This window comes from Chloroflexota bacterium (genome assembly GCA_020161265.1).
Classification (GTDB): Bacteria; Chloroflexota; Chloroflexia; order Chloroflexales; family Herpetosiphonaceae; genus Herpetosiphon.
Genome location: JAIUOC010000006.1, coordinates 256,586 through 273,763, shown reverse-complemented (window position 1 = coordinate 273,763; position 17,178 = coordinate 256,586). Strand labels below are relative to the sequence as shown.

Annotated in this window: 13 protein-coding genes; 9 read left to right on the top strand and 4 right to left on the bottom strand. The window is 50.7% G+C overall.

The features are described from left to right. Window position 1: 1 nt before the first annotated feature. From LCH85_15365 to LCH85_15335, 7 genes are all read left to right on the top strand, one after another. Window positions 2-1,138 carry a glycosyltransferase gene (locus tag LCH85_15365; GenBank protein MCA0353372.1) on the top strand — a complete coding sequence of 379 codons (1,137 nt, stop codon included), beginning with the start codon at window positions 2-4 and terminating at the stop codon, window positions 1,136-1,138. Further along, window positions 1,135-2,280, top strand: coding sequence for a glycosyltransferase family 4 protein (locus tag LCH85_15360; GenBank protein MCA0353371.1), 1,146 nt, complete (start codon window positions 1,135-1,137; stop codon window positions 2,278-2,280). Before LCH85_15365 ends, LCH85_15360 begins: the two co-directional genes overlap by 4 nt. Window positions 2,281-2,486: 206 nt before the next feature. Continuing rightward, a complete protein-coding gene (locus LCH85_15355; GenBank protein ID MCA0353370.1) occupies window positions 2,487-3,674 on the top strand; it encodes a glycosyltransferase family 2 protein in 1,188 nt (395 codons plus the stop codon). A 33-nt stretch (window positions 3,675-3,707) separates the two neighbouring features. Next, the gene (gene asnB, locus LCH85_15350) at window positions 3,708-5,594 is read left to right on the top strand and encodes an asparagine synthase (glutamine-hydrolyzing) (protein MCA0353369.1); all 1,887 of its coding nucleotides are present in this window, start codon (window positions 3,708-3,710) and stop codon (window positions 5,592-5,594) included. Window positions 5,595-5,663: 69 nt separating this feature from the next. Beyond that, complete coding sequence (locus tag LCH85_15345; GenBank protein ID MCA0353368.1) at window positions 5,664-7,973, top strand: cellulose biosynthesis cyclic di-GMP-binding regulatory protein BcsB; 2,310 nt, start codon at window positions 5,664-5,666, stop codon at window positions 7,971-7,973. A gap of 194 nt (window positions 7,974-8,167) precedes the next feature. Then, window positions 8,168-10,330 (top strand): ATP-dependent RecD-like DNA helicase, encoded by a 2,163-nt coding sequence (locus tag LCH85_15340; GenBank protein ID MCA0353367.1) that lies wholly within the window; start codon window positions 8,168-8,170, stop codon window positions 10,328-10,330. Window positions 10,331-10,702: 372 nt separating this feature from the next. Further along, on the top strand, window positions 10,703-11,074 hold the full coding sequence (locus LCH85_15335) for a DUF983 domain-containing protein (protein MCA0353366.1): 372 nt from the start codon (window positions 10,703-10,705) through the stop codon (window positions 11,072-11,074). A gap of 69 nt (window positions 11,075-11,143) precedes the next feature. Here LCH85_15335 and LCH85_15330 read toward each other — a convergent pair whose 3' ends face one another. Beyond that, window positions 11,144-12,040: a class I SAM-dependent methyltransferase gene (locus tag LCH85_15330; protein ID MCA0353365.1), complete on the bottom strand. Its 897-nt coding sequence runs from the start codon at window positions 12,038-12,040 to the stop codon at window positions 11,144-11,146. A 63-nt stretch (window positions 12,041-12,103) separates the two neighbouring features. Here LCH85_15330 and LCH85_15325 point away from each other — a divergent pair, with 63 nt between their 5' ends. Both LCH85_15325 and LCH85_15320 read left to right on the top strand, forming a co-directional pair. Further along, window positions 12,104-12,553 carry a cupin domain-containing protein gene (locus LCH85_15325; GenBank protein ID MCA0353364.1) on the top strand — a complete coding sequence of 150 codons (450 nt, stop codon included), beginning with the start codon at window positions 12,104-12,106 and terminating at the stop codon, window positions 12,551-12,553. 15 nt (window positions 12,554-12,568) lie between these two features. Then, window positions 12,569-13,744, top strand: coding sequence for an NlpC/P60 family protein (locus tag LCH85_15320; protein MCA0353363.1), 1,176 nt, complete (start codon window positions 12,569-12,571; stop codon window positions 13,742-13,744). On the opposite strand, the gene LCH85_15315 is transcribed toward LCH85_15320, so the two are convergent. The 3 genes from LCH85_15315 to LCH85_15305 all read right to left on the bottom strand — a co-directional run bounded on the left by LCH85_15315 (window position 13,741) and on the right by LCH85_15305 (window position 17,161). Then, a complete protein-coding gene (locus LCH85_15315; protein ID MCA0353362.1) occupies window positions 13,741-14,826 on the bottom strand; it encodes an STAS domain-containing protein in 1,086 nt (361 codons plus the stop codon). The two genes, LCH85_15320 and LCH85_15315, sit on opposite strands and share 4 nt — an antisense overlap. A gap of 121 nt (window positions 14,827-14,947) precedes the next feature. Then, a complete protein-coding gene (locus tag LCH85_15310; GenBank protein MCA0353361.1) occupies window positions 14,948-15,160 on the bottom strand; it encodes a DUF2267 domain-containing protein in 213 nt (70 codons plus the stop codon). A gap of 75 nt (window positions 15,161-15,235) precedes the next feature. Further along, entirely contained in the window at window positions 15,236-17,161 is a 1,926-nt protein-coding gene (locus tag LCH85_15305) for a UvrD-helicase domain-containing protein (GenBank protein ID MCA0353360.1), read from the bottom strand. Window positions 17,162-17,178 lie beyond the last annotated feature (17 nt).

The following is a 17,178-nucleotide window of genomic DNA, read 5'->3' as shown; positions in this document are numbered from 1 at the left end:
TATGCACGTTGTTCAGGTGATCGATTCGCTCTATCGTGGTGGAGCGCAACAATTGCTGGTAACCTTCGCGATCGAAGCCCAACGCCGTGGGATCAAAACCACTGTGGTTTGTCTCAAAGGCGAAGATCGCGGCAGCAACTTGGTTGAACGGCTGAATAGTTTGGGCGTTGAAGTCCTGCGTTTGGCTGCGCCCAAAATGCTGGCACCCAAACGGATCTGGCAATTAACCCGTTGGCTACGGCGCAATCAGGTCAGTGTGGTGCATACCCATTTGACCTATGGCAATGTGGTAGGCATTTTGGCAGCCCGTTTGGCCAATATTCCCGTGGTCGCCACGATGCACCTAGCAGGCTTCGACCCATCAATTGCCAATCGCCAACAGCAGTTTGAGGCTCAAGTGGTGCGGCGTTTGGCGCAGCAAATTATCGCAGTTGGCTATACCACTCGCGATGCCTACCAGCCAATTATGCCCAATCGCCAACTGCATGTGGTGCATAACGCCGTAGTGGCCGTGCCAGAAATTAGCCCTGAGCAACGCCAAGCTATCCGTGAAGCAGTTTTGGGCGACCCAAATTTGACGATGTTGATCAACGTTGGGCGTTTTGCAGCAATCAAAGATCTGCCAACCCTGATCGATGCCTTTGCCTTGGTGCATGCTCAACATCCCCAAGCGCGGCTCGTTTTGGCGGGCGAAGGCGATCAACGACCCAAAATCGAAGCCAAAATCGATCAGCATCAATTGCATGCAGTGGTCAATTTGCTTGGGGCACGCGATGATATTCCGGTGCTATTGCGTAGCGCCGATTTGTTCGTTAATTCGTCAGCCAACGAAGGCTTGCCGATCGCCGTGCTCGAAGCGATGGCCGCCGGCTTGCCGATTATTGCCACCAAAGTTGGTGACGTGCCGCATGTAGTTCGCGAACAGGCGGGCATTACGGTTGAGCCGCATGATCATCAAGCCTTAGCCGCTGCAATCAACCACGTTTTGAGCGAGCCAAGCCAGATCCAAGCGATGCAACAAGCTGCTCAACAGATTATCGAGCAATACCATAGCCCTAGCGCTTGGGTTGATCAATTATTAAGTTTGTATACCGCCGCCCACGAGGGCATTGACCAGCGCGAGGCTGTTTCGGCATGAACGACACGTTACACGTAGCAATGATCATCCAAGGCTATTTTCCGCGCATCGGCGGTGCTGAACGCCAACTTGCGGCGTTGGCTCCTTTTTTGGCCGCTGAAGGCGTGGCAATTAGCGTGCTGACACGGCGGTATGCAGGCTTCAAGCCCTTCGAGATGATCGACAATGTGCCAGTCCATCGCTTGCCAATTCCCGGACCTGTGCCAACTGCGGCCTTGGTTTTCACCGCAGCAGCGATTCCCTTGCTCTGGCGTTTGAAGCCAAATTTGGTGCATGCTCACGAAATGTTTTCGCCAGCTACCACCGCGATTGCGGCCAAACAAGCCTTGGGTCTGCCCTACGCCGTGACCGCCCATCGTTCGGGGCCGCTTGGCGATGTGCTGCGCATGCAACAACGTCCGTTTGGCAAAGGCCGCTTGGAGCGCATCACCAAAACTGCCGATGCCTTTTTCACGATCAGCCGCGAAATCGATCAAGAATTTGATCAGATTTTGGGCATTGAGGCCAAACGACGGCATTATGTACCCAACGGGGTTGATCCTGAAAAATATTGCCCAATCGCTGCCGAAGCCAAAACTGCGCTACGTCGCGAATTGAATCTTCCAACTGAAGGCACAATCACGCTGTATGCTGGGCGGCTCTCTGAGGAAAAACGGGTGCGCTATTTGGTTGAGGCTTGGCCAGCAATTCGTGCCAAACATCCCGATGCGACCTTATTGATTTTGGGACAGGGGTCAGAAGAAGCAAATCTCAAAGCCAAAACCAGCGATGGAGTGATTTTTGGCGGGGCGGTGCATAATGTGCCACCCTATTTGCAAGCCGCCGATGTGTTTGTGCTGCCATCGATTGCCGAGGGCTTTTCAGTGGCAATGCTCGAAGCCATGGCCAGCGAATTAGCCGTCGTGATCACCGATGTTGGTGGGGCACGCGATGCAATCGACGATGGCGTGAATGGGTTGGTGATTCCGCCCGACGATCAGCCAGCGCTTGAACAAGCGTTGTTGGCAGTTTTGGGCGATCAAGCCTTGCGCCAACGCATGGGCCAAGCCGCCCGCCAACGGGTGAAACAAGAGTTTGCCCTGAGTGTGATTGCCAAGCAATTGCGTGGTTTGTATGAAAATATAGCCACGTTAAGAACATAGAGCATAGAACATAGAACATAAGATCGGGGGCTGGGGGTCGGGGATCAGGGAGCAACCTTGCTTTAACGCAGAGGCACAGAAAAACCCTGGCTATGGGCTGAAGGCGCTAGGCTATCGGAACATTCTGTGATATGAAAATCAATAGCCAATAGCATACAGCCATCGTTCGTGTCCTTCGTGGATCAATAGTGATTAAGGAATATTCAATGATTGCGGCGTTATTTTGGCTGTTCACAGGCAGCGTCATCTATACCTATGCTGGTTATCCAGCGCTCTTGACGTTACTAGCACGCTTTCGACGTGAGCGCGGGCCTTATCCGCACGCTGAACCAGCAGTTACTTTGCTGATTGCGGCCTACAACGAAGAGGCTGAAATCGCCCGCAAAATTGAAAACTCGCTGGCCTTGGATTATCCGCATGAGCAATTGCAACTATTAATTATTGCCGATGGATCAAGCGACCGCACGCCAGAAATCGTGCAGCAATACGCTGATCGTGGCGTGGAATTGTTGTATGAAGCCCCACGGCGCGGCAAAATGGCGGCGATCAATCGGGCAATTCCGTTTGTGCGCGGCGAAATTATTGTTTTTTCTGATGCCAATAATCGCTATGATGCCAATGTGATTCGCGAATTGGTTGCACCATTTGCCGATGCTGATGTTGGCGCAGTTTCCGGCGCAAAGGTGATCGAAAAGGGCGACGGCGCTTTGGGTGAATCCGAAGGGCTGTATTGGCGCTACGAGTCGTTCGTTAAAAAGCAAGAGAGCAAATTGGCTGGCTGCACCGCCGTTGCTGGCGAAGTGCTAGCGATTCGCAGCGATTTATTTGAATCGCCGCCCGATGAAATTATTAATGACGACACCCATATGGGAATGCGGATCATCGCGCGTGGCTTTCGGATTCACTATGCGCCACAGGCTCGCTCACATGAACGGGTTTCGCAATCGGCGCAGGATGAAATTGCCCGCCGCGCTCGGATTTTCGCTGGGCGCTATCAAGCAATTACCTATGCACGCAGTTTGTGGCCATTCCGTCGCCCACTCGCCTTGTGGCAATTGCTCTCGCACCAAACCCTGCGCACCTTGGTAGCAGTCAATATGGTTGGCGCATTGGTGATGAACATTCTGGCAGTGCTCTCGCCAAGTAAGGCAAAATCGCATAAACTACTACGTTTAGCAGCACCATTCAATTGGCTGTTGTTAATCTTTCAAATTGTGTTCTACACTATGGCTTGGCTCGGTGGCCGAGTTGACTCAAATAGTAAACTAGGCAAGGTGGTTTACATTCCAACCTTCCTAGTCAATAGCAATTGGGCTGGCTTAATTGGCCTATATCGCTTTGTCCGACGACGACAAACCACGCTATGGCAGCGAGTGGGGCGGCGCACGAACTAACTTCGACTGTTGTTGGTGAACTGAGGTGATCCTATGTGTGGTATTTGTGGCATTGTCTATTTTGATCGCAGCCGTACAGCCGAGCGACCCTTGCTCGAAGCGCTGTGCGACAATATCCATCATCGCGGGCCAGATCAAAATGGCTTTTATCTCAATGGCCCAGTCGGGCTTGGCTCAGTCCGGCTTTCGATTATCGACGTTGCAGGCGGCAAAATGCCCATCGCCAACGAAGATGGCTCGATCTGGATCGTCTATAACGGTGAGGTTTATAACTTTACCGAGTTGCGCCCACGCTTAGAAAAAGCTGGCCATAAATTTGAAACCCACTCCGATACTGAAACAATCGTGCATTTGTACGAAGAAATTGGCGATGAATTCCCCAAGCATCTCAATGGGATGTTTGCCTGCGCGATTTGGGATGATCGCCGCCAGCGTTTGGTAATTGCCCGCGATCACGTTGGGATCAAGCCAGTCTATTATGCCAATTTAGGCGATCGCTTGGTCTTTGGTTCAGAAATCAAGGCCATGCTCGATACTGGCATCAGCCGCGAAATCGACCCAATTGGCTTGCACGATTATCTTTCGCTGAATTATGTGCCTGGCCCAAACACGATTTTCAAAGCGATCAAAAAGCTTCAGCCTGGCCATATGCTGACCTATGAAGCTGAAACCAATGCCGTGGAAGTTAAGCAATATTGGGATATTCCACGGGTGGTTTCGCCGCACTTCAAAATCACCGACGATGTTGAAACCGACTTGCTGAATCTCTTGCGCACCGTCGTGCAGGATCAACTGATCAGCGATGTGCCGTTGGGCGCGTTTCTTAGCGGTGGGGTTGATTCGAGTTTGGTCGTGGCCTTGATGAGCGAAGTCACCAACCAGCCAGTTAAAACCTTCTCGGTGGGCTTTGCTGAAAAATCGTATGACGAATCGCCGTATGCGCGAATTGTCGCCGAACGCTTCCGCACCGATCACCACGAAATCATCATGAATCCTGATGCGCAGGCCACGGTTGATGCCATGGTCAAGTATTTTGACGAGCCATTTGCCGATTCGTCGTCGGTGGCGGTGTATGCAGTCAGCGAATTGGCACGGCAGCATGTCAAAGTGGCGCTCAGTGGCGATGGTGGCGATGAGGTGTTTGGCGGCTATGCTACTTATCAAGCTGATAAAATTGCCGCGCTGTATCGGCGTTTGCCACAAGCGATTGGCGGCGGGTTAGTGCCAAACCTAGTTAATATGCTGCCTACATCCGATGGCAAAGTCAGCTTCGATTTCAAAGCCAAGCGTTTTGTGCAGGGTGGGATGCTCGCGCCGTTGCCAGCCCATGCCGCTTGGAAAGCCTTTATGAGCGAATCGATGAAAGAGCAGTTGTACGCTGGCTCGGCCATTTTGACCAAGCAACGGCCAACGGTTGATCTGTTGCAAGGCTATTACGATGCCTACAATGCCGATGATGTGCTCAATCGCTTGCTGTATGTCGATTCCAAAGTGCAGCTGGCCGACGATATGTTGGTCAAAGTTGATCGTATGAGCATGGCCCATTCGCTCGAAGTGCGCGTGCCGTTGCTCGATACACGCTTGGTTGAGTGGATGGCCAAATTGCCCAGCCACACCAAAATTAACGGCATGAAACTTAAGTATTTGCTCAAGCGAGTGGCTGCCAAAGTGCTGCCAGCCCAAATTTTGGAGCGGCGCAAAGCTGGGTTTAGCGTGCCAATTCCCCAATGGCTCAAAACCGATCTACGGCCATTGGTCAATCAAAAACTCTCGGTTGAAGCCTTGACGGAACAAGGATTCTTCAACCCACAATATATCGCAACAATGCTGAGTGATCACTGGGCGGGGCGGCACGATTACAGCCGCCAAATCTGGAATTTACTGATGTTCAGCATGTGGTACGAGCGGTACGGCAAATAAACGACGTACCACCAACCCTGCCAGCGTAACAGTGCGTTACGCTGGCCTATTGTCTCGCAAGGAGTTCGCATGGTTCGTTTAGTGCGCGTTTTTCTGCTTTTTTCCGTGGCGCTGGGTCTTTTTGCCAGCTTGCCAATGGTTTCACAGGCTGCTCGCACCAGCCTTAATCCTATTCCAGCAACAACTGCGGCAGCCCCGCTTAACCAAGCAACGGTTACGCCAGTGGTTACCGATAGCGATACTGTGACTTTTGCCCAGCTTGGCGCTCGCGAAGATTCGATGGAAGGGCCATTCAATGCCCGTTATATCAATATTCGCCTGCCCAATACTTGGAGATTAGAGCCAGGTGCAGCGATTACGCTCGACTTTGAAACCTTCGTTTCAGGCAGCGCCGTTAGCAATGAAGAAAATGTGCAGTTTTTTGCTGGCTCGATGGATGTACAATTTAACAACGTACAGCTTGAACGGATTTTCTTAGATCGTTCAGGCCCGCGCCAAGTGACAATCCCTATTTCAGCCACCGCCTATACCTCAACCCGCATCGATGGCGCTCACACCTTGGGCATTTTGCTCGATGCAGGTTTGAATTGTGGTAATGATAGCCAAACCAGTGTGATTATTCGGGCAACCTCATCGCTCAAATTGCCGCATACCTTGGGCACGCTATCGACCGATGTTAAGCAACTGCCCCGCCCAATCTTCCAAGATTCGCCGCTGGAGCCAGATGTTGCCACGATTATTGTGCCCAACAACGCCAGCGCTGCCGAGCTTGAAGCAGGCTTGATTGTGGCCGCGAAAGTTGGCAGCATTACCTCAAGCCGAATTCAAGTGCCGTTGATTGCCGAAAGTGTGCTTTCACCAACCTTGCGTACCGAATCGCACTTGATTTTCGTGGGGCAAGCCGCCAATTTCGAAAATTTGGATGCTGTGGATTTTGCTGAGGGCAGTGGAGCCGAGGGTTTTAATCTGAGCGAAGCTCAAGCCGCCGATGGCATTATTCAAATGGCAACCTCGCCTTGGAACCAACAACGGGTGGTTTTAGCACTCAGTGGCAACGATGACGAGGGCGTGATCAAAGCTGCCAAGGCATTTAGCACCGGCAACATTCGCGCTAGCAGCGAACCTTCGATTGCTGTGGTCGCCGAAGTTAATTCGCCCGAAGTGCTCACCAAAACCTTGAATTTGCAAATTACCGATGTGCCAAGCACTGGCTTGACGGTCGAACGCAGCTTCCGTAGCCTTGGCTTCGAGACGGTTTCAGAGTTTGGGATTGGTGGGCATACCTTTGAACTGAATGTTGATATGCCCAGCGGCTATGAAATGAGCAACGATGGTTATATCGAAGTGCATTTTGCCCACTCGGCACTGCTCGATTACTCAGTTTCGGCAATGATGGTGCGCGTCAACGATCGCCCAGCAGGCTCGATTCGCTTCGATGATACCACCGCTCAAAATGGAGTTGGCCGTGTGCCGATTCCACGAGGCAACTTGAATGTTGGTCGCAACCGAATCACGATTAGCGCCAACTTGATTCCCAATACGCCTTGTGTTGATCCCAACCTTGCGGGGATTTGGTACACACTACGGGCTGATTCGATGATTGGGATTCCAGTGCGGGCCACGCGTGGGCGCTCGGTGGTGTTGCGCAATTTGGCCACCTTCCTTGAGCCATTGACCATCAGCAATACCTTGAAAAACTTGGCCTTTGTTGTGCCAAGCGATGATCCAGCCAGCTGGACGGTCGCAGGCCAACTAGCCACAGCCTTGGGCGATAGCCTTGACCCAGCCTTTGTCGAATTACGCGCGGTCAATCCGGAGCAAGTTGCCAGCGTCCAAGCAAATCATGATTTGGTTTTGGTTGGTCAAGCGACTGATCATGCTATTTTGCAAGATCCAGCGTTGCAGCCGATTATTCCTGCACCATTTGCCCAAGGCAGCAAGCATCCAACCCTTGGCAATAGTCGGGTGGTCTATCGGATTCCACCTGAATTGAGCCTTGGTTACTTAGAATTTATGCGTTCGCCATGGAACGAACAGCGCAGCATTTTGGCGGTGCTCGGCAGTACCGATCAAGGTGTGCAATGGTCGGGCAATGCCTTGACGACTTCGCGCCTGCGCACACGGCTCAACGGCAGCTTGGCAATCGTCAACGATCAACAGATCAGCGTCGAAGATCCAACAGTTACTGGCGATACTGCTGGGATTGCCAACGATGCCCTCGGCGAAAACCAAGATGATCCGATCTATCGTGAGGTCATACCACCTGCAAAGCCCCAATGGATTTTGTATGCCATCGCAGGTCTGTTGGTAGTGATGGTCATCATTTCGGTGATCGTCATCATTCAAGCAGCCCGCAAGCGTAAGCAACGCCGAATTTAGGACGAGGGATCAGTTTTCGGGGATTAGGGGTCAGATCTTTTAAGGAGCGGCTATAGGCTATAGGTTATCGGAACAATTGTTGTCATATACAAGTAATTGCCGATAGCCCATAGCCTATAGTCATTAACCCTTCACGACCTTCGTGGTTTCAATTTTCAATTTTTGCCTTTTGACCTTTGCCTTTTGACCTGACTATGGATCAACTAACTGGCAACTTAGAACGCATCACCTATCGCTCGGATGAAACGGGCTATACCGTGGCGCGTTTGAAAGCCCAAGGCCAGCGTAGCGTGATCACGATTGTTGGGCGTTTGCCCGATGTGCAAGTTGGCGAAAGCTTGCAACTCGCAGGTCAATGGATCGAACATCGAACCCATGGACGACAATTTGAGGTTACCAGTTATCAAACTGCTCGTCCAACCGGCAACGAAAGTATTGTCCGCTACTTAGCTTCGGGCTTATTGCCGGGTATTGGCCCAGTCAATGCTCAACGCATCGCTGATACCTTTGGCGAAACGACACTCGATGTGCTTGATCAAACTCCCGATCGTTTACGTGAAGTCAAAGGCTTAGGCACCAAGAAAATCGCCGCCATCATCGCTGCTTGGCAGGAACAACGCTCAATCAAAGCCTTGCTCGAATTAGGCCAATCTGTTGGGTTAACGACTGGTTTAGCCTTACGAATTTTTCGGCATTATGGCGAGCAAGCCAGCCAGATTGTGCAACACGACCCCTATCGTCTGGCCTTAGAAATTGAGGGGATTGGCTTCCCGACAGCTGACCAAATTGCCCAAGCCTTGGGTGTAGCGCGTGATGCTCCCAGTCGGGTGATTGCAGGCTTGCGCTATACCCTCAGCACTGTCGCCAACACCGAAGGCCATTGCGCCCTGCCACAGGCCGAGTTAATCGAGCAAACTCAAGCTATTTTGGAATTGTCACACCCGTTAATCGCCGAACAATTAGCGGTGGCAACCGAAGCAGTCTTGTTGGTGCTTGATGGCGATTTAGTTTATTTACCAGCCTATTATCATGCTGAAACCGAGTTGGCCAATAATCTCCAGCGTTTGCAACAACTCCCCAGCGCAATTCAATTGCGCTTCAAGCAGCAAAGCGATGCAATTGTTATGCGTCAATTGCATAATGCCAGCTTTGATTTGAGCCAACGCCAAGCCGAAGCAGTGCTAGCCGTGCTCCGCTCCAAAGTGGTATTGCTCACTGGCGGGCCTGGCACAGGCAAAACCACCACGGTACAGGCAATTTTGGCCTTACTACAACAGGTTGGGCTACGCACAATTTTGGCGGCCCCAACCGGACGCGCAGCGCGGCGGCTGGCCGAAACGACCAATCATCCAGCCGCAACCATTCATCGCACCCTCGAATATAGCGGTGGGGCTGGCAACGATCGCTGGGGTCGCAACGAGCATAACCAACTCGCCGCCGATTTGCTCGTGATTGACGAAACCTCAATGCTTGATATCGTGCTAGCCCATCATACAATTAAAGCTTTGGCTCCAACCACCCATTTGCTCTTGGTGGGCGATCCCGATCAATTGCCAGCGGTTGGACCAGGAGCCGTATTACGCGATTTATTGGCCAGCAACAGCATCACGACCGTGCATTTGGATACAATTTTTCGCCAAGCCGCCGATAGCCAGATCATCACCAATGCTCATGCGATCAACCAAGGCCAATCACCGAGCGTCAATCAAGGTGATTTCTATTGGTTTCCACGCAGTAATCCTGTTGAATGTAGTGCAATGATTGTAGAGCTATTGACCACCCGCATTCCGCGCCAGTTTCCCCAATTTGATCCCTTGCGCGATATTCAAGTTTTGGCGGCAACCCATCGGGGCGCAGCAGGCGTGCTTGAATTAAACAGTCAACTCCAAGCAGCGCTCAATCCACCCAACCCAACTCGCCAAGAAACAACAATTGCTGGCACGCTCTTTCGTGAAGGTGATCGGGTGATTCAAACCCGCAACAATTACGATCTCGATGTGAGCAACGGCGATTTAGGCTTGATCCAAGCGATCGACCTTGAAGAACGGACAATTAGCGTCTATTTTGATGATACACGCAGCGTCGTTTATCAATGGAGCGAGTTTGATGAAGTGGCTTTGGCCTATGCAATCAGTGTGCATAAAGCCCAAGGCTCCGAGTACCCTGTGGTGATTGTGCCCATGCTGCGCTATTATAATGCGCTGCTCAATCGACCATTGCTCTATACCGCCATCACTCGCGCTCGCCAATTGGTGATTCTGACTGGCGATTGGCAGGCGGTTGAATTTGCGATTGCCCAACGGCGCAGCGGGCAGCGGATTACTGGGTTGAAGCAGCGATTTAAACAGAGATTATAGGGGTCAGGGGCTAGGAGTCAGAGGTCAGGATGTTAACGCAAAGGCGCAGAGCAAGCAAGGCTGCTGGCTGAAGGCTGAACATGATATTGGTACATCAAACATTTCAATAGCCAAAAGCCTATAGCCTAGAGCCATTCCCCCTTCGTGCTCTTCGTGCTCTTCGTGGATCAAAAAGCATCATTCGTGGTTCAACGATTAATCTCTCCACTCTAAACTCGATAGACAAACCAACAGAATCAGGTATGCTAGAGGGCATCAGCTTGGTTTACAACCATAGATATCGATTTGCTCGCGGCTGAATGGGTTGCACCCTCGCAGCGGAGCTTTAGCAAAGGACGATCTGTCAGCGTCGTCAGATCATTAAGGAATATCATGGGTAATTTTCTCTTGGCAATGCTGCGTGGATTTATCGGGCGTTGCCCTTTGTGTGGCAAGGGTAAGCTTTTTCGCAGCTATTACGATATTCACCCAACCTGTAGCGTTTGTGGTGTTGGCTACGAAGCCACCGGCAACCAAAGCACTGGGGCAATGGGCATCAATATTGTCTTGACGATCTTTTTGGGCTTTATCGGCGGCATCTTCTTAGTGATTTATGCCAGCGATCAGTTGATGCAAGGCTTATTGGCATTATTATTGGTTATGTCAATTTTCCATATCATCTTCTATCGCTTTGCACGCGGCCTCTGGCTTGGCTTAATGGTTGCCACTGGCGACTTGGAAACTGGCAAAGACGAACGCGGCTAAATTTACGGCAAGGCTCAGGGATTAGGCAGAAAAGAAGCGCCTTAATCCTTGAGCCTTGAGCATCAAGTGCTACTTATAACGATCGTAATAGTTTGCTCGGTAGGGCGAGCGAATCAAACTTAAGGCATCTTTGAGCCGAAAACTAACCGCTCGTAAGCCAATTTTGAGCTTGGTTGGTAAGCGTCGGCGAATCGGCCCAGCAACACGTTTAAGCAACGAGCGCCGCTGAGCACCAACTCCCGCTTGCCAAACGCTCACATAATCACTTTGTTGAACTTTAAGTTGGACAATTGGAGTAGGACTAATGCGTTTAGCCTGAACTAGTAAAAAAGCAGGCCTACGATTCTGCAACGTTACACGACCACCAACTACTTTAGGGTCATGCACGCGATACCACGGCGCATGTGGATACATCTCAAAAACATACATTTTTTCAAGCTGATAGCCATTTTCAGGCGTAAGAATCCGCCAAAATAATTCTGGTGAAAATTGATAAAAGCCATGCCCCGCCATATTATTACATGGTGTAATTGCCAGAAAATGGCCACCCTCAGCCACCAGATTGAGGCTATTTTGCAAGGCGATTGGTAAATTGAAAATATGTTCAAGCGTGCCCCCATCAATGACACAACTGAAGCGCCCTTGAAGTTCGGCGGGGATGGGATGATTGAGATCGTGCAAAATAGTCGCTGCTTCATAATCCGAGAAATCTATCGAATCGGCGGTCGTCGCCCCTAGGTAATGCAACAATGGCTCAGCAAACATTGGCTCACCATCAACCGCATCGCGGGTAAGCGTTTGCGCTACAATCGTAGGTAGGGTCTCCCCTGTTTCAGCAAAAACTTGTTGAAGATCATAAACCCCAAGGTGCATGCCCTGACGGCCTAGGGTTAAACTCTGTTTGAACTGCACCCCAGTACTTCGGGCTTCCAAAAGAAAACGAATAGTATTAGTTTCAAATCCCATAAAAGCTCCATAGCCAGGGCCAAAGCCAGCGTCTATAATTAAGCTAATCAGCGGAGGTCGCCTATGTCACAGTTGACCGATCATACCACGGTATTGGCAAGCCCAATGTTAAATAGCCAGCATAGCCAAGTCGCAATCAAATTAACTGGCTCGGATACCGATGGAGCGTTTTCGTTATTTGAATATACCAGTTTGCCTGGAACTGGAGTGATGCAGCATATCCATACTCGTGAAGATAAAACCTTTATTATCCAAGCGGGTATCTTTGAGTTTTGGATTAATGGCGAAACGATTGTTGCCGAGGCGGGGGCAACGGTCACGCTGCCAATGGGCGTGCCTCATTCATTCCGCACGCTTGGAATCAATCCCTGTGTGGCATTAATAGTTGCGGCTCCGGCAGGTTTCGAATATTATTTCAATGATTTCAGCCATGCTCTTCAAGAATTTGGTTTGCCATTGCCTGCTGCCACTTTGCAGCAGCTTAATCAAGCCTATGGGATCATTTTTGAATAACAAGGATTCGTCAATATGCCCCGATTGCCAATCCTAGCACGGGATCGTCGGCGCTTGCAGATCGCTGGGTTATTGCTTGGCGCTAGCTTAACTGTGCCGTTGCTGCTTTGGTGGACGTTTCCTGCAACCTCTCCCGCGCCGCTTGGAGCAACGGCCACCCCGCAAATTGTGCGCGTTGGCGCAACCCTCGACGAGCCAATTCCCGCTGATTGGCAAGCCCCAGTTCTAAACCACGAACTCGAAGCCCAAGCCTTGGATATCCCTGAAACATTGCCATTAACCGCCAGTGCGCTATTGTATGACTCGATTTCAGCCGATACAGTCTTTACCACGACAATTGCTGGGTTGGTTGCCAGCGAGGAATTGAATTTGCGCGATGGACCAAGCGCTGATTATTTGCCCATGGCGATTTTGCTCAACACTACTCCGCTGACAGTAGTTGGGCGGTTTGAGGGCTGGCTGCAAGTCGTGACTCCACAACGAGCGCTTGGTTGGGTTGATAATAGTTATGTGGCCTTGGCCAGCTCAGCCCAAACCCTGCCCCAAGTTAATCTGCATGCCGACCCAAATCCAGTTTTAGTGGCTGGATTAACGGTTGAACGGGCTAATGTTCGCGCCAAGCCGCAAACCGAGGCTGAAATTATCACGACCTTGAGCGCTGAACATGGGCAGGTCAATTTATTGCAACAGCGTGAGGGTTGGTTCAATGTACGCACCAACGATGGCACTGAGGGCTGGATTTCCGCCGAACTTTTGCAAGCCGATGCCTATATTTTGCGGCGTGTCCCAACCTTGAGTGCCTCGCCCAATGCGCTTGAAGCGGTGCGTTTGGCTCGCAAATATGTTGGCTATCCCTATGTTTGGGGCGGTGAAACCCCGCGCGGTGGCTTCGATTGCTCAGGCTTGGTGCTGTATGTTTATGGCAAATTGGGCATCGACATGCCGCATAGCGCCGCCGAACAATGGACTGGTGGTTATGGCGATAAAGTTACCAGCCGCCACGATTTAGTGCCTGGCGATATTGTTTTTTTCAAGAATACCTACAAAAAAGGCGTAAGCCATGTGGGCATTTATGCAGGCAATGGCAAAGTGATTCAGGCACTCTCCGAGAGCTTAGGCATTCGGGTTTCCGATTTATCGAACAGCTATTGGAGCAGCCGCTATGTTGGAGCAATTCGGCCATTTCCCTAGTTCAATGCCGATTGTAAATCGCGATAAATCGCCACATTATCAAAGACAATGCCCAAATTGACCAAAGCTTGGGCCACTTCAGGTCGCACACCAATCAAAGCAACTTTAGCTCCCAGCAATTGGGCAGCATCAATCAAACGCAGTAATCCCGCAGCCACATCATTATCAAACCACGAAAGCCCAGTTACATCGAGTAATAAGCGTTGAGCACGACGACGTTGAATTTCGCCTAAGGCAATCGCCTGTAAATCACGCAAACGTTCGTTTTCCACAGTGCCAACAATCGGCAGCACCAAGGTATCGCGACTGACTGGCAGCACTGGCACGCTTAATTCGCGAATTGTTTGGCGTTGTTGCTCAATTTGGGCAACATAGGCTGCTTGCTCTTGATTACGTTGCTGTAATTCGCCAAGCGTATGTTGCAATTGCTGGGTGCGTTGCGCAACTTGTTGTTCTAACGAATCGCGCGATTCTTCCAGCGAATAATTAATTCGTTTGACTTCACGCAAGGTCAAATTCAAGCGGCGATGAAAACTAAACAAAATTGAAATAATCATGGTGACGATTGGTGCACCAGAGGTGATCATAATCAACAACACATTAATTTTTGGGTAATTATATTGATCGTTGAAGAGAAAGCCAAAAAATAAAATGATAATAATTGAAACCCATGCCACAATACTAATCCGCTTGAGGTTATAACTATTAACAAATTGAACTGCAATAATTAGCATCAAAAAGACATACAAGACACTGAGTGGCCATTCAATTGGATTGAAAAAGGTAATCGTCATTGGCAACACGGTACAGCCAAGCATCATAAGATAAATACTACGATTGATCTCATTCCGGCGAGCAAAAAAGCGAGCTGCAATGAAAAATAAGCCTTGCACCAGCACTGCAAACCCGCTAAGCGGAATTTTCGATTGCATGATGAAATCCGAGGCATCGGGAATCATCATGGTCAGGCCAGCCCCGGTAAATAGCCCAAGGTAAATTGCGATGGCAGTTAAGCCCAGATAACGGCCTAAACGCAGATGATCAGGCAGTTGATCAGGGTCAACAATGCGGGTGCTTTGCATAGATCACGTTCCTTTTGCCACACAGTGTTGCTATTGTATCAAATTTTCGACATATGCTAATACAACAAAAGAGCAGCCAAGCTTGGCTGCTCTTGATCAATTGAGTTAGGCGCTGTTGGGGTTATTCTTTGTTGCCAAACAAGCCGCCGAGCAAGCCTTTGGCCTTATCAGCGACATCCATAATATTTTCGCCCGTCAGAAAGCCCTCGACTTGACCGCGCAAACCTTCCGGCAGTTTATCGCCCAAAAAGCCTTTGACCACTTCAACCGCCTTGTTGGCTTGCTCTTCGTTTAAGTTGGCCTTCTCGACAAGCTGGGCAATTAACTCTTTCATGGGTCACTCCTACGCTTCAAAAATCCTAACACTCTGAGTGTAGGCTCAAAAGTTTACCTAAAGGTTAACGAACGGTTAGAAAGCCTTGGCTTTGGCACGTTCACGGCCATAAACCAAAATATCATCAAGGAAGCGCGATGGATTACGTTGGTTGCGCTGGCGTTTTTTGGCATGCGAAAGGTAAAGTTGTTCGCCTGCGCGGGTCAAGGCCACATAGCACAAACGCCGCTCTTCTTCCACCCCGCCTGCTTCGACCAACGAACGTTCGTGGGGCAATGTGCCTTCCTCTAAGCCCGCCACATAGACAATTGGCCATTCCAAGCCTTTGGCTCCGTGGATGGTGAGTAACTGCACTGCATCACGCTCATCTTTGTCTTCAACGTTGGTAAGCAGGGCGATTTCCTGCAAAAAGGCCGCAAGGCTGGTATGTTCGCCAGCAGCAACCCGCAATTCTTCAAGATGGGCTAGGGCATCGCTGCGCTCAGGGTCGTTCCAGTCTTTTTCGATCATGGTTTGGTAGCCACTTTCTTGCAACACTGTTTGCAACAAGCCCTCTGGCGGATAGCTGCCGCTGGCCAATTTACGCCAACGATAGACTTTGCGTGCCCAATCGCTGACCATTTGGCTGGCACGATCACTCAAACCTTCCCAGGCTTCACGCTTCAACAAAGCTTCGCCAAGTGGCAATTCCAGCGCTGCAGCTTTGCTGGTGAGATGGGCAATCGTGCTAGCGCCAATTCCCCTTGCTGGCACATTGATAATCCGATTCATGCTCAGGCTATCGCTGGGATTAGCAATAATTCGCAAAAAGGCCAAGGCATCGCGAATTACCCGCCGATCGTAAAAGCCAGCTTGACCCTTGAGCGAATAGGGAATCCGTGCTTGGCGCAGCGCCGTTTCCAGCCCACGGCTCATATGCCGCGAACGATACAAAATCGCAATATCTTTGCTGCGGCGACCTGTACTCAGCAAATTGCCAATTGATTTGGCAATCGCGTCGGCTTCGGCCCGATCATCGGCGGCTTCATTAATGACCAAGGCTGGGATTGGCGGCGAACGACGAGCAGCTTTCAAGGTCAAGGCTGGCACAGCCACCGAATGGCGCATCACGGCATAGGCCGCATCAAGAATCTCTTGGCGCGAACGATAATTGGTCAGCAACTCAACCACTTGGGCTTCAGGGAAATCGCGGGTAAAGCGATTGATAATGGTGTAATCGGCGTTGCGAAAGCCATAGATCGATTGCTGCGCATCGCCAACCGCAAATAATGAGCGTGGGCGCTGAGCAACTGGCCGCGAAAGTAACTCCAGCAAGGCATATTGAGCCGAATCGGTATCTTGATATTCATCGACCAACACATGCGCCCAGCGCGATTGAACTTCATCGAGCACATCGTGATGCTCAAACAACAGCTTGTAGGTCATCACAATCATATCGTCGAAATCGACGGCATTCGAGCGTTCAAGCTGGCGCTGATAGGTACGATAAATTGCTGCCGCATATTGGCTGACAGGATCGTTCGCCATCTGTCGTGCCAAGGTTGGTGGCTGCATGCGGCTTTTGAAGCGCGAAATCAAATTCAGCACTTGCGGTGCTTCAAGATCGTGCGGCATACGTCCGGTGTAGCCATCCATGGCTTGTTGCACCAGTTGCAATTGCTCATCGCCAGCGTAAATCGTAAAGTTGGCGGTGTAATTGCGAATCCGCCCATTAATATGTTGGCGCAGCAATCTGCCACAAATCGCGTGGAAGGTTCCGGCGGTCAGGCCACGGCTACGCTTGCCCAAAAGATCGCGCAAGCGGGTACGCAGTTCGCTGGCGGCTTTGTTGGTAAAAGTCACCGAAACAATCGAATCGGAGCTAGCACCCTGCTCGATTAAATAGGCAATGCGGTAGGTCAGCACGCGGGTTTTACCGCTGCCCGCGCCAGCCTTGACCAAAACTGGCCCAAGCTGCGCCATCACCGCCGCCCGTTGTTCGCTATTGAGTGTATCAAACATAGTTTTTTAGAAGGATG